This window comes from Phaeobacter sp. CAU 1743 (assembly GCF_039839315.1).
In the GTDB taxonomy this organism is placed as follows: Bacteria; Pseudomonadota; Alphaproteobacteria; order Rhodobacterales; family Rhodobacteraceae; genus Phycobacter; species Phycobacter gallaeciensis_A.
The window spans coordinates 12,101-25,029 of the sequence record NZ_JBDOQR010000022.1 but is presented as its reverse complement, the minus strand read 5'-3'; the positions used below and the strand labels follow the sequence as shown (position 1 = coordinate 25,029).

Genomic DNA, 12,929 nt, shown 5'->3' with positions numbered 1-12,929 from the left:
GACAGAGGCGCGCGAAACAGGCAATAAGGTTGGCAAAATGACGATTTTGAAATTCTCGACGGTTGCGGCAGTGACGGTTGCGCTGGGCCTTGGCGCCTGCACCGATCCGGCACTGCTGAACAGCGATGGGACGCCCAGCAAGGAAAAGCAGGGCCTGATCGCAGGCGGCATTCTGGGTGCGGGTATCGGAGCCCTCTCGAATTCCAGCAACAAGACGGGCGCCGTTCTGGGCGGCGCTGCGGTCGGGGCGATTGCGGGCGGGCTGATCGGCAGCCAACTGGACAAGCAGGAGGCCGAGCTGCGTCAGTCGATTTCGAGCGACGGCATCTCGATCGTTAACACCGGCGACAGGTTGGTGGTATCGCTGCCGAATGATCTGACCTTTGCCACCGACAGTTCCGCAATCAGCCCGTCGGTTCGTTCTGACCTGTTGAAAGTGGCGGACAGTCTGGTGCGCTATCCCAACAGCACCGTGCAGGTCATCGGCCATACCGACAGTGACGGCGATGCGGCCTATAATCAGGGCCTGTCCGAGCGTCGCGCCAATGCCGTGGCCGATCAGATCCAGGCTGGCGGTGTGCCCTACAACCGGATCCGCACCATCGGGCGCGGCGAAGAGCAGCCCGTGGCCAGCAATCTGACCGAAGCTGGCAAGGCGCAGAACCGGCGGGTGGAAATCGTCGTCATCCCCACCGGCGGCTGAACCTGGCAGGCCGGGTGATCTGCGCTAGGACGCGCGCAGGCTGTGCATTTCCGCGCCCCCGGGCGCGGGCTTTGCCAGTTGATGCACAACACTTGCGCGGTCATTCGGGTATGAGGCATCCCGGTCTTTGCTTAAGCTATTGGTAAGTCAGGCCCATGACAGGGCCTTGCGTGCCAATGTGTTAGTCAAGGAATGTTCTGATGTCCGATCCGCTACTTCTCACTCTCTCCGGATCCCTACGTGGGGCTGCAACCAATCGCATGCTGCTGAAAGAGGCGGTGCGTCTGTTCGGTGCCTGCTCCTACGTGGAGGGCGACCTGAACCTGCCGCTGTACGATGGCGATGACGAAGATCGCGATGGTGTGCCTGCCGGGGTGCAGCTCTTGGCTGATCAGATCGCTGCGGCGGATGCGGTGTTGATCTCGACCCCGGAGTATAACAAAGGCCCCTCTGGGGTTCTGAAGAACGCGCTGGATTGGGTTAGCCGTACCAAGGGCAAGCCCTGGGCGGGTAAACCCGTGGCAGTCATGTCGGCGGCGGGTGGCCGCTCGGGTGGTGAGCGGGCGCAGATGGTGCTGCGCGGTTTCATGGTGCCGTTTCAGCCGCGCCTTGTGTCCGGGCCCGAGGTGCATCTGGCCAATTCGTCGAAGGAGTTCGACGAAAGCGGCCAGCTGACAAGCGAGATCTACCGGGGCACGCTGGAAACGCTGATGCAGAACCTGCGCCGCGAAATCGAGCGCTGATCAAACCGCAAAGGGCAGGGGCGCGCCAGTGGTCCTCCCGGCCTTCGGCGGCTTGTCCTTTCCGAAGACGTGGCTAAGGTCACGGGATGAGCGAATTCAGTCCCACAAATCCCGCCCCCCTTACCGAACCTGGCCCCTATACCAGCTCTGAAATCCGGCAAACCGATGTCATGGACCCGGCCCGCGCCGCAGCCTTTCAGGTGGCGCTGGGGCAGGAAGCGGACATCACCGAGGGCAGCGTTCTGCCGCCGTTCTTTCATCAGCTGTACTTCTGGACCCCGCAGCCGCCCGAGGCGTTGGGCCGCGATGGTCATCCGCGGGTCGGCGGAACGGGCGGGCTTATCCCGGATCTGGGCTTGCCGCGGCGCATGTGGGCTGGCGGGCAGCTGCAGTTCGACGCGCTCCTGCGGGCGGGCAGTCCGGCAGAAAAACGCTCGGTTCTGGAAAAGGCCGAACATAAAAACGGGCGCAGCGGGCCGTTGGCATTCGTGACCCTGCGCCATGAGATCTGGCAGGAGGGACAACTGTGCCTCACCGAATGGCAGGATCTTGTCTATCGCGAGGATCCGGACCCACAGGCGCCAAAACCGGTGCCGCCTGAGGCGCGGACGGACGAGCATGATGCGCGGGAGGCGGCGTTTTCATCGACGCTGCTGTTCCGCTATTCGGCGCTGACCTTCAACGGGCACCGGATCCATTATGATCTCGACTATGCGCGCGATGTCGAAGGCTATGACGGTCTGGTGGTGCATGGTCCGCTTTTGGCGCAACACCTGATGTTGCTGGCCGAGGAGGTGGGGGGTGCCTTGCGCCGCTTTGCCTTTCGCGCTTCCTCGCCATTGATGCATTTTGAAACGGCTACGTTTTGCCGCAATGGTGCGGATCTGTGGGTCAGAGCCCCGGATGGACGACAATGCATGAGCGCCACGGCAGAGTTCGCATGAGGGGGAGGCTCCCGCCTGCCGGGCCATATTCTGCGAATAGGGCGCTGCCAGTTGGGCCCGGCGCCGCTGCGCGGCGTGAAAAAAACTGCTGAGAAGCTTTTTGAGGGGCAGATCTGCCCTCAAAAGCGCCTGTTCCAGTTTGGGATGTTCCGCTCCGCCTCAAGGGCAAGGCGCGCGATGCGCGCAGGCTGCGCCTCCCTTGACCCGGAGCGAAACGGTGGGGCAGAGGCGGCGGTGTCAGAGGTTGTCTTCGACGCGGAAGCCTGCAGGGATGGCATCGATCTGGTCCAGCAGGAGATCAGCCATGACCTCGGCGACCTTGGGGGCCATGCCAAAGCCGATCTTGAAGCCTCCGTTGGAGATGAAATGCCCGCTGCGGCCCGGCCAGGGGCCAAGCATTGGCGCCCGGGATCTTGCGCGCGGGCGCACCCCGGCCCAGCGTTCGATGAGCTCGGCGCCTTGGAGAATGGGAACGGCGGCGCGGGCGCGTGCAAGGATGTCGTCGAGCTGAGCGTCCGTCTCCGTGCCGTTTTCGAACTCCCGCTCGCTGGTGGAGCCGATGGCCACTGTGCCATCCGCATGCGGGATGATGTGCAGGCTGTCGGCGTACAGCTGGGGAACCTCTCCGGCATCATGGCGCAGCAGGGCGGCCTGTCCTTTGACACCGTTGCCGATGGTTTTTCCCACGGTTTTGCCAAGCGTTTGGTTCAGGTCCAGTAGCCCTGCATGGCCGGTGGCGTGAACAACCTCACCCTGATCGGTACCGTCTGCGCCTACAGTCACACCTTGTGCCTTCAACGCTGCGACGAGCGCGGCGCAGGCCCGTCGCGGATGCATGCGGGCGCTGAGCGTGTCGTGAATCACAAGGCCGGTGGCACTGGGTGGGGCCCACCCCCCAAACTCCTCTGCCGCGCAAATGCGCCATTCGGCCTGTTGCCTGGCATCGGTGCGCCAAAGCTGGGCAGCGGTGCTTTCGCGCTGGCGGGCCAGGTCCAGCACTCGATCGTCATTGATGGGCTGCAGACGGCCGGTGCGGCCATAGCCGGGGGAGACACCGCCCGCATGTTCCACATCGCGCCAGAAATCTTGTGCCATCAAAAGGCTTTCGAACTGGAACTGTTTCTTGGCATTCCAGTTTTCCGGCACATGCGGGGCGAGGGCACCGACAAGGCCGCCGCTGGAACCGGCGCCGGGGCCGAAGGGGTCGATTACCTGTACCCTTGCGCCGCGCCGGGCGCAGATCCAGGCGATCGAAAGACCAAAAATGCCCGCGCCGCGCACCGTGATATCTGCCATTGCCATTCGCCCGCCCTTTCGCCAGTGTCGCGCCGTTCCGTGACATCACTTAGGGGAAAACAGCATGGCAGACCAGCAGGCCCGGCTCAGTTGGCGTGATGGCATCATTCCGGTGTCCGATCAGTTCGATGACCCCTATTTTTCGATTCACGACGGGCTGGCGGAGACGGGGCATGTGTTCCTGGCCGGGAATGATCTGCCTGCGCGGTTCCGCCCCGGTTTCCATATTGCCGAGCTGGGGTTCGGGACCGGTCTGAACCTGCTCGCCGCCTGGAAGCTCTGGGAGGAAAGCGGGCAGGTGGGCGCATTGCAATTCACCAGTTTCGAAGCCTTCCCAATGGTGCCTGCCGATATGGCCCGGGCGCTGGAGGCCTTTCCTGCGGTCGCACCCTGGGCTGAAAGGTTCCTCGCGGTCTGGACGGGACAGGGCAGTTGCGATCTGGGCACGCTTTGCTTCGAGATGATCACTGGCGACGCGCGCCTGTCGCTGCCAGAGTGGACGGGGCGTGCTGATGCCTGGTTTCTGGACGGGTTTTCCCCGGCCAAGAACCCGGAGCTGTGGGGTGAGGATCTGATGGCCGAAGTGGCCCGGCACACCGCCGCGGGCGGCAGCGCCGCGACCTACACGGCGGCGGGTTTCGTGCGCCGGGGCCTGGAGGCGGCGGGCTTTGCCGTCACACGCATCCCCGGCTATGGGCGCAAACGGCATATGACAAAGGCGGAACTGGTATGAGCAGCGTAGAAGTCCACGAGGCAGGCAATAACACGCGGCTGGGTGTGATGCTGATGATTGGCGCCACCATCGTGTTCGCGCTTCAGGACGGGATCTCGCGACATCTGGCCGGGGAATACAACGTCTACATGGTGGTGATGATCCGTTATTGGTTCCTGTCTCTGTTTGTCGTCTCCATCGCTTTGCGGCAGCCGGGCGGTCTGAAAAAGGTAGCGCGGACCCGGCAGATCTGGCTACAGATCTTTCGCGGCTTTGTCTGCGCGGCGGAAATCTGTGTCATGGTTCTGGCCTTTACCCTGCTGGGGCTGGTGGAAAGCCACGCGGTCTTTGTTTCCTACCCTTTGATGATCGCGGCCCTGTCCGGGCCGATCCTGGGGGAGAAGGTCGGGATCTGGCGGTGGAGCGCCATTCTTATCGGTTTCCTTGGGGTGTTGATCATTCTGGAGCCTGGGATCGGCGTGTTCCAACCGGCTGCACTGGTACCGCTGCTGGCTGCACTGATGTTCGCTCTTTATGGGCTTCTGACGCGCTATGCCGCGCGCAAGGACAATTCGGCCACCAGTTTCTTTTACGTGGGCGTTGTCGGCGTTGTCTTTATGACGCCGATCGGCCTGTGGAACTGGGAGGCGATGAGCACGCCGGACTGGGGTTGGATGGGGCTATTGTGCCTGACCGGCGCTCTGGGGCACTACCTGCTGATCCGTTGCTATGAGGCGGCAGAGGCAAGCGCGGTTCAGCCCTTTGCCTATCTGCAACTGCCCTGGGCAGCTATGCTGGGGCTTGTGATCTTTTCGGAAACCATCCGGTTCAACGTGGCGCTGGGCGCCGGGATCGTGGTGGCGGCGGGGCTGTTCACCCTATGGCGCGAACGCCGCCAGAGTTGATCCGGTCAACTCCCGCGAAAACGGCACCGGCAGCGGTGTCTGCCCCAGCCGTGCACGATAGACCGGCAGGCTTTCGGTGACGCGCATCACGTAGTTGCGGGTCTCGTTGAAGGGGATGTGCTCGATCCAGTCGATGATGTTCGGGGTGCCGTCGCGGGGGTCGCCATAGCGTTCCATCCAGGCCGCAGGGCGATGCGGGCCTGCGTTATAGCCAGCTGCCATCATCACCACGTTACCACCGAACTCTTCGGCGAGACGGGCAAGATACTGCGCGCCAAGAGTTGCGTTATAGTCCCATTCAGCGGTCAGGCGGGCGGTCTCGTGCTCGGACAGGATGCCCAGTTCATTAGCGACCAGTTTTGCTGTGGCGGGCATCACCTGCATCAGCCCGCGTGCGCCCGCGTGGCTGATCACACCGGGGTCGAATTCGCTTTCGCGCCGGGCGATGGCCAGGGTCATCTCGGGCGCCATCGGCAGGTCCTTTTTCGCCACCGGGTGCAGCGGGTAATAGGCGCCCTTCAGCTCGATCCCGGATTGTGCCGCGCGTTTGCCGATCATCACTGCCAGGTGTGGCCGGTCCATTTCCACCGCCATTTGACCCAGCTGAAAGGCCTGCTCGGACGGCAGGCTTTCGGTCAGGTGGGTGAGGAACCGTTCGGCCAGCACATCCTCTCCGGCGCGCAGCAGCAGCAGACCCGCTTCGGTGACCGAAGAATTGAGGTAGGGGGCACTGCGCCAGTCTGGCAGCGCAGGCGGATTGGCAAGATCCGGATCAAAGGGGCGGCCAAGCGCTTCGGCGGCGAGGATCCCATAAAAGGAGGTTTGATAGGCGGCAGCCCGGGAATAGGCATCATGCGCCCTGTTCACTTCTCCCATCTCGGCATAGGCACGGCCCAACCAGTAGCCGCCGCGCCCGACCGAGATCGGGGTTTCGACCGAGGCGAGGAAGCGCTCGAAATGCTTTGCGGCCAGACCGGGATCGTTCAGCTTGCGCAGGGCAATATAGCCAGCCAGCCATTCGCAGTCAGAATAGCCATAGCCCGCCTCAGGGGTGGAAAAATGATGCGCGGCCAGTTGGTAGGCGCGTTCGTGGTTGCCGTCCCGCATGTCTTGCCGGGCCAGATCGCGGCGGCGGCGCAGCCATTTTTCCGGCACTCCCAGTTTGTCGGCGCTGGTGCTGCGATCCATCAGCATCTGGATGGCGTCCTCGCGGCGGCCCTTCTTGTCGCGCCAGTCAAACCGGTCGTAGGCCAGGCCGGCATCATCCTGCAGATCCGCCGGGACCGCCGCGATTTTGGCATCAACGCCCGGGGTGCGCTGCTGCAGGGCCAGACGGGCCTCGGCCAGCTTGCGGGAACCGTCCGGTACCAGATCCAGCATGCGCGGCGCGCTGACGTGGTGGCGGTCCCACAAGAGCCGGTTCAGCCGCGCCGTATGATGCGGTTTCAAAAGGGCGCTGAAATCGGCCAGATAGGCGTCCTGTACCTCGGGCGTCATCGGCATGGTGCGCCAGGCCATGACGATTTCGGCCTCACCATCGCCCCGGCGCCCCGCCGCGATCAGCGCGCGGCCAAGGCTCAGCGCGCCTTCGGCTGTCTGGGGGCGGTTGCCAGAGTAGAATGACAGAATGGTCTCGCGGTCGGCCGTGGCCAGTGCCGCTTCGCTTTTTTCCCGCAGATAGGGCAGGCCGGGCCAGTCGGGGCGACGCGCCAAAAAGGCCATGACATCGCGCGCCGAGCCTTCGCCCGCGCGCAGACGGTGCCATTCGATCACGTCGCGGGCGACGGTGGCTTCGGGGCCTGCCATCTCTCCGGCAGCGTCCCATTGCTGCCCCCGGATCAGCTCCAGAGCGTCAGCAAGCCTGTCTGCCCGGGCTATCTGCGGAGTAAGCAGGGGCAGGAGCAGCAGAATGAAGGCCAGAATGCGTGTCATGTCTTGCATTTTCTCGTGAACCGGGGATAGAGGCTGTGACGATAATCCGTGACGCGCCGGTATCAACTCAAAACCCGGTCAAGTCCACTATTCCGGCGGCGCTTTGCCTGCCGACCATTCGCAACTAAGGGAGCGTGCCCATGTTCAAAGGCTCTATGCCAGCCCTCGTCACCCCGTTTCGCAACGGCGAGCTGGATCTGGATACGCTCAAACACTTGGTAGAATGGCATATCGAGCAGGGTTCGACCGGTATTGTGCCCGTTGGCACCACAGGCGAAAGCCCGACGCTGAGCCATGAAGAGCACGAGACCGTGATCGCCGAGGTGGTCAAGGCGACGGCAGGCCGGGTGCCGGTCATCGCGGGCGCTGGCTCCAACAATACCGTCGAAGCGATTCGTTTTGTCGAGTTTGCGGCGCGTATCGGTGCAGATGCGGCGCTGGTGGTGACGCCCTATTACAATAAGCCGACCCAGCGCGGCATGGTGGCGCATTTTGAGGCCCTGCACGACTGCGCCGATATTCCGATCGTGATCTACAACATTCCGGGCCGCTCGGTCGTCGACATGACACCGGCCACCATGGGCGAGCTGGCCAAGCTGCCCCGTATCGTTGGCGTCAAGGATGCCACCGGCGATTTGGCCCGCGTCAGCCAGCAGCGCGGTTCGTGTGGTCCCGACTTCATCCAGCTGTCGGGCGAGGATGCAACCGCGCTTGGCTTCAATGCCCATGGCGGCGTTGGCTGCATCTCGGTCACCGCAAACGTGGCGCCGAAACTCTGCGCTGAGTTCCAGGCCGCGACCCTTGCAGGCGACTACAAGACCGCGCTGGAATACCAGGACCGCCTGATGCCCCTGCACGAGGCGATCTTTATCGAGCCAGGCCTTGTGGGCGCGAAGTACGGCCTGTCGAAACTGGGCCTGTGCAGCGAAGAGGTCCGCTGCCCGCTGACCACGCTGGAAGACAGCACCAAGGCAGCGATCGACGCGGCCATGAAGCACGCGGGCTTGCTGTAAGGCCAACCGGTTTTCCGATTTAAGAAGGCGGCTCCTTTCGGGGCCGCCTTTTTTGTTGTTCAAATCAGATGCGTTCAGCGTTTGCCGTAGTAGAGGCCGACGACATGTTCAGCCTGGGCAAAGAACAGCCAGCGCAGGCAGGCAATCCCTGCGATATGCGCCAGCACCGCGACGCCTGCCATCAGGTGTTTCATCATCACGCTGTCAAACGGCATTACCATCAGGGCAATCGGCAGCGCGAACCCCAGGCCAAAGCCGATGACGCGCAGCTTCAGCGCGTGTTTGCGGCCCACCACATAGACGAATTCCCGAAGCAGGTAATTGCTGCCGGTATGGGGCGGCTCGAATGCGCGCACGCTGCCGCGATTCCCCAGCCCCGTGGCAGTGCCAATGTCGGTGCCGGAGTGCGCCAGCGCCTTGTCCGTCTTGGCCCAATAGGCCAGCTGGATCGCGCCTGCGAGTGCTAGCAGCCATGGCGCGAGGCTCTCTTGTCCGGCCAGCAGTGCACCGCCCGCGATCGCGAAGCTGAGGAAGACCAGCGGCGTCAGCGGGCTGTGCCAGCGCGGGATTGTCTTTAGTTGCGTATAGATCATCGCGGTGGTGAAAACGGTGCCGATGCTGAGCGCAGCGCCCAGAAGGCCGAGGAGGCGCCAGTCAGCGTCCCAGAAAACAGCCCCAGCCGCATACAGCCCCATGACCAGCAGCGCGGCGACGGCAGTGCAGCCTTCGCGGCTGAGCCAGCTTGTGCGCCACTGGCTGAAGGCTTTCCAGGCGCGTTCGGGATGGCCGAGGTGAAAGGTCGAGGCCAGAAGCCCGCCCACGGCCAGCGCATAGGCGATGAGATAGAAGACAAGGGCGACCCAGCCGGTGACAGAAGGCATGCCAAGGCCAAGAAAGGCCAGCAGGCCAAAGCCGAGGCCGGACAGGGTGGTGAAGATGATGACGGAAGGGGCCGGATGCATCAGCGTTCTCCTCCGGGCAGTTTATCAAGCGCCTTGTCGAGCCAGCCAAGGAAACCGCTGGGTTCCTCCGCGACGGGGGCCAGAAGCGGCGCCAGCACGTCGATCTGATCCTCGATCCGGTCCTTGGGGCGGGGCGGCAGGTATTTGTTCACAGGCTTGGTGCCCATTTCCGGCATCAGGTCCATGCCGCCGCGCGCTGCGACCAGTTGCGAGACTTCGCTATCGGGATCGCCAAGATCGCCGAAATGCCGCGCGCCCGCCGGGCAGGTGCGCACGCAGGACGGAACGCGATCCTCTTCGGGCAGGTTGTCGTTATAGATCCGGTCCACGCAAAGAGTGCATTTCTTCATCACCCCCTCAGCCAGATCCAGCTCACGCGCGCCATAGGGGCAGGACCAGGCGCAGAGGCCGCAGCCGATGCAGTCGCTTTCGTTGACCAGCACGATGCCATCCTCGACCCGTTTGTAGCTGGCGCCGGTGGGGCAGACGGTGACGCAGGGTGCGTCTTCGCAATGCAAGCAGGATTTCGGGAAATGCACCAGCTGGGCAGCGGGGGCGGGCTGGGCGCCTGTGGACTGTGGCTGCACCTCATAGGAATGTACCCGGTTGAGGAAGGTGCCCGAGGGATCGGCGCCATAGGGATCCTGATCCGACAGCGGCGCGCCGTAGTTTTCGGTGTTCCAGCCTTTGCAGGAGATCACGCAGGCATGGCAGCCGACGCAGGTATCAAGGTCGATCACCAGCCCCATCTTGCGATTTGTCTGTGTGGGAAGCTCGGTCATTTGCCTACCTTCCATGTCAGTGTGTCCGGACCGGTGCCCACCGGAGATGCAATCGGATCAAGTGCGGGCTGGCTTTCCGCGATGTCGTCTGGCGGGGCGGCCTTTTCGATCTTCACCTTCAGATCGAACCAGGCAGCCTGTCCGGTGATCGGATCCGAGTTTGCCCAGCGAAGACCATCGCCCTTGGGGGGGAAGAGCTCGTGGATCAGGTGATTGAGCAGGAAGCCCTTTGTGGCCTCTGGTGCGTTTTTATCCAGTGCCCAGGCGCCCTTGCGCTTGCCGATGGCGTTCCAGGTCCAGACTGTGTTTTCATTGAGCGCGGCCATCTCCATCACCGGCACGGTGATCTCTCCGTGCGGAGAGGTGACCCGCGCCCAGTCGCCATCCGACAAGCCGTTTTGCTGCATCAGTTTGGTTGGCACATACAGGGGATTGCGCCCGTGCAATTGCCGCAGCCAGGCGTTTTGGCTGCCCCAGGAGTGATACATCGCCATGGGCCGCTGGGTGAGGGCGTTGATGGTGAAACCTTCGTTGCCCTGCTGATCGGTCTCGTACCAGATCGGCAGCGGATCCATCGTGGCCTTGATCCGGTCGCGCAGATGGTCGGGGGGCTGTCGCTCCCCATATCCTTCGGCGGCCAGCTGGAATTTCCGCATCGGCTCCACATACAGCTGGAACAGATAGGGTTCGGGCTTGTCATAGATCCCCATGCCCACGGCCCAGTCCTGATAGGCGCTGTTCCACGGTTTGTAATAGAGCGCCGCATCCGGGATGTGGCTGACGTGAAATCCGCCGTTCTCGATATAGCGGTCGAGTTGTTCAGGGTTCACCGCGCCGCGCCCGGACTGTTCGCCATCGCCGCGCCATCCCGCCAGTGGGCCGATACCGGGCTTACGCTCGTGGTTGACGATGTAATCGGCGTAATCCTGATATTTCGCGCTGCCGTCCTCATTGGTGAAGCCCGGCAGTTTCATCCGGTTCGCCAGTTGCACCAGCGCAGTCTGGAACCCGCGCACATCCCGGTCGGGTTCCACCACCGGCCAGCGGATGGCATCGGCGGCGGCATCCGCCTCGCAGATCGGGCGATCCAGCAGCGAGATGCAATCGTGCCGCTCCAGATAGGTGGTGTCAGGCAGGATCAGGTCGGCATAGGCCACCATTTCGGATGAATAGGCGTCCGAGTAGATGATGCGCGGGATGACGTATTCGCCGTTGTCATCCCGGTCGGTCAGCATCTCGATCACCCCGCGGGTGTTCATCGAGGAGTTCCACGACATATTCGCCATATACATGAACAGCGTGTCGATCTTGTAAGGATCGCCTGCATGGGCGTTGGAGATCACCATATGCATCAACCCGTGGGCGCTCATCGGGTTTTCCCAGGTGAAGGCCTTGTCGATGCGGGCTGGGCTGCCGTCTTTGCACAGGGCCAGATCGTCGGGGCCATGCACAAACCCCAGATGGGGGCCGTCCAGGGCGCAGTCGGGTTTGACGCCGCAGTGCGGTTTGGGATGCGCGGTCGCGGGCTTGGGGTAGGGCGGTTTGAAGCGGAAACCGCCGGGAACCTCGACCGTGCCCAGAAGGATCTGCAGGACGTGCAGCGCGCGGCAGGTCTGGAACCCGTTGGCATGAGCAGACACCCCGCGCATGGAGTGGAAGGACACTGGGCGCCCCACCATCGTCTTGTGAGTCTCGCCGCGGAAATCGGTCCATTCCTGATCAAGCTCGAACGCCTCGTCAAAGGCGACACGGGCAATTTCAGCGGCGATGGCGCGGATGCGACTGGCGGGGATACCGCATTGCTCGGCCACGGTTTCAGGGGCGTATTCGTCAGACAGGTACCGCTCGGCCAGCAGGTGGAACACCGGCCTGTGGGTGACACCGGCATGGCGATAGGTGGCATGCAGGTCCGGGCGCACGCCTGGCTGGTCAAAGGGCGTCAGCTTGCCGGTATTGCGGTCGATCACCAACTCCTTGCCAGTCTCATCGCGCAGGAACAGGCCTTGTTCAGGTCCGTCGCTGGCGTTTACCAGCACCGGCGCATTGGTGTAGCGGCTGAGGTAATCTAGATCGATCTTACCGGCCTTCAGCAGCACGTGCACCATGGAGAGGATGAACAGCCCGTCGGTGCCCGGCGTGATGCCGACCCAGTCATCCGCCACCGCGTTATAGCCGGTGCGGATCGGGTTGACGCCGATCACTCGCGCGCCGCGCGCCTTGATCCGGCCAATACCCATCTTGATTGGGTTACTGTCATGATCTTCGGCCACGCCGAACAGCATGAACAGCTTGGTGTGATCCCAGTCGGGCTGACCGAATTCCCAGAAGGCACCGCCCATGGTGTAGATGCCAGCCGTCGCCATGTTGACCGAGCAGAAGCCGCCGTGCGCGGCATAGTTGGGGGTGCCGAAATTCTGCGCCCAGAAACTGGTGAAGCTCTGCGACTGATCGCGGCCGGTGAAAAACGCCAGCTTTTCTGGTGCATTCTTGCGCAGCGGCTCCATCCAGGAGGCCGCCAGATCCAGCGCTTCGTCCCAGGTGATTTCCTCGAACTGTCCTGACCCGCGCGGGCCGACCCGTTTCAGCGGCGCACGCAGCCGCGAGGGCGCGTTGTGCTGCATGATGCCAGCGCTGCCCTTCGCGCAAAGGACACCCTTGTTCACCGGGTGGTCGCGGTTGCCCTCGATATAGGCGACCTGTTTCTTGCCATCGCTGCCGGTCTTCATATGAACGTTGATGCCGCAGCGGCAGGCGCACATGTAGCAGGTGGTCTGGCGGATCTCCTCGGAAACCGGGGGCGAGGTGTCGATCTGAGGCTGGTTGAAACCCATGGGTCATCCCTGTTCGTCGCGTCGGGGCAGGCTAGGTCGGATCAGTCTGCCGCGCGAGAGTTTTCTGTTTTTCCCGGCTTTTCCGGGAATCTGTTCTTTGAAATCG

General features: G+C 63.1%; 11 protein-coding genes. 6 read left to right on the top strand and 5 right to left on the bottom strand.

Going from position 1 to position 12,929, the window contains the following annotated elements; translation table 11 throughout:
* The first annotated feature begins 37 nt into the window (after positions 1-37).
* From AAFO90_RS10545 to AAFO90_RS10535, 3 genes are all read left to right on the top strand, one after another.
* Entirely contained in the window at positions 38-703 is a 666-nt protein-coding gene (locus AAFO90_RS10545) for an OmpA family protein (RefSeq protein ID WP_065271359.1), read from the top strand.
* 200 nt (positions 704-903) lie between these two features.
* Positions 904-1,446, top strand: coding sequence for an NAD(P)H-dependent oxidoreductase (locus tag AAFO90_RS10540; RefSeq protein WP_347509381.1), 543 nt, complete (start codon positions 904-906; stop codon positions 1,444-1,446).
* 170 nt (positions 1,447-1,616) lie between these two features.
* Positions 1,617-2,390, top strand: a complete 774-nt coding sequence (locus AAFO90_RS10535; RefSeq protein WP_347509416.1) for an acyl dehydratase — start codon at positions 1,617-1,619, stop codon at positions 2,388-2,390.
* 237 nt (positions 2,391-2,627) lie between these two features.
* Here AAFO90_RS10535 and AAFO90_RS10530 read toward each other — a convergent pair whose 3' ends face one another.
* Positions 2,628-3,692, bottom strand: a complete 1,065-nt coding sequence (locus AAFO90_RS10530) for an FAD-binding oxidoreductase (RefSeq protein ID WP_347509380.1) — start codon at positions 3,690-3,692, stop codon at positions 2,628-2,630.
* Between the two features lie 58 nt (positions 3,693-3,750).
* Here AAFO90_RS10530 and mnmD point away from each other — a divergent pair, with 58 nt between their 5' ends.
* Positions 3,751-4,419 carry a tRNA (5-methylaminomethyl-2-thiouridine)(34)-methyltransferase MnmD gene (mnmD, locus tag AAFO90_RS10525; RefSeq protein ID WP_347509379.1) on the top strand — a complete coding sequence of 223 codons (669 nt, stop codon included), beginning with the start codon at positions 3,751-3,753 and terminating at the stop codon, positions 4,417-4,419.
* The gene (locus AAFO90_RS10520; protein ID WP_347509378.1) at positions 4,416-5,303 is read left to right on the top strand and encodes a DMT family transporter; all 888 of its coding nucleotides are present in this window, start codon (positions 4,416-4,418) and stop codon (positions 5,301-5,303) included. Before mnmD ends, AAFO90_RS10520 begins: the two co-directional genes overlap by 4 nt.
* Here the strand turns inward: AAFO90_RS10520 and AAFO90_RS10515 are convergent.
* Complete coding sequence (locus AAFO90_RS10515; RefSeq protein WP_347509377.1) at positions 5,277-7,235, bottom strand: lytic transglycosylase domain-containing protein; 1,959 nt, start codon at positions 7,233-7,235, stop codon at positions 5,277-5,279. The two genes, AAFO90_RS10520 and AAFO90_RS10515, sit on opposite strands and share 27 nt — an antisense overlap.
* 140 nt (positions 7,236-7,375) lie before the next feature.
* On the opposite strand from AAFO90_RS10515, the gene dapA reads away from it, so the two are divergent.
* Positions 7,376-8,248, top strand: a complete 873-nt coding sequence (gene dapA / locus AAFO90_RS10510) for a 4-hydroxy-tetrahydrodipicolinate synthase (RefSeq protein WP_274829772.1) — start codon at positions 7,376-7,378, stop codon at positions 8,246-8,248.
* Positions 8,249-8,322: 74 nt separating this feature from the next.
* Here the strand turns inward: dapA and AAFO90_RS10505 are convergent, their stop codons facing one another.
* From AAFO90_RS10505 to AAFO90_RS10495, 3 genes are read right to left on the bottom strand one after another with little or no spacing between them, the layout of a single operon-like run.
* Entirely contained in the window at positions 8,323-9,210 is an 888-nt protein-coding gene (locus tag AAFO90_RS10505; protein ID WP_347509376.1) for a DmsC/YnfH family molybdoenzyme membrane anchor subunit, read from the bottom strand.
* Positions 9,210-9,992 (bottom strand): 4Fe-4S dicluster domain-containing protein, encoded by a 783-nt coding sequence (locus AAFO90_RS10500; RefSeq protein ID WP_347509375.1) that lies wholly within the window; start codon positions 9,990-9,992, stop codon positions 9,210-9,212. Before AAFO90_RS10500 ends, AAFO90_RS10505 begins: the two co-directional genes overlap by 1 nt.
* Positions 9,989-12,823, bottom strand: coding sequence for a molybdopterin oxidoreductase family protein (locus AAFO90_RS10495; RefSeq protein ID WP_347509373.1), 2,835 nt, complete (start codon positions 12,821-12,823; stop codon positions 9,989-9,991). Before AAFO90_RS10495 ends, AAFO90_RS10500 begins: the two co-directional genes overlap by 4 nt.
* Positions 12,824-12,929: the final 106 nt, after the last annotated feature.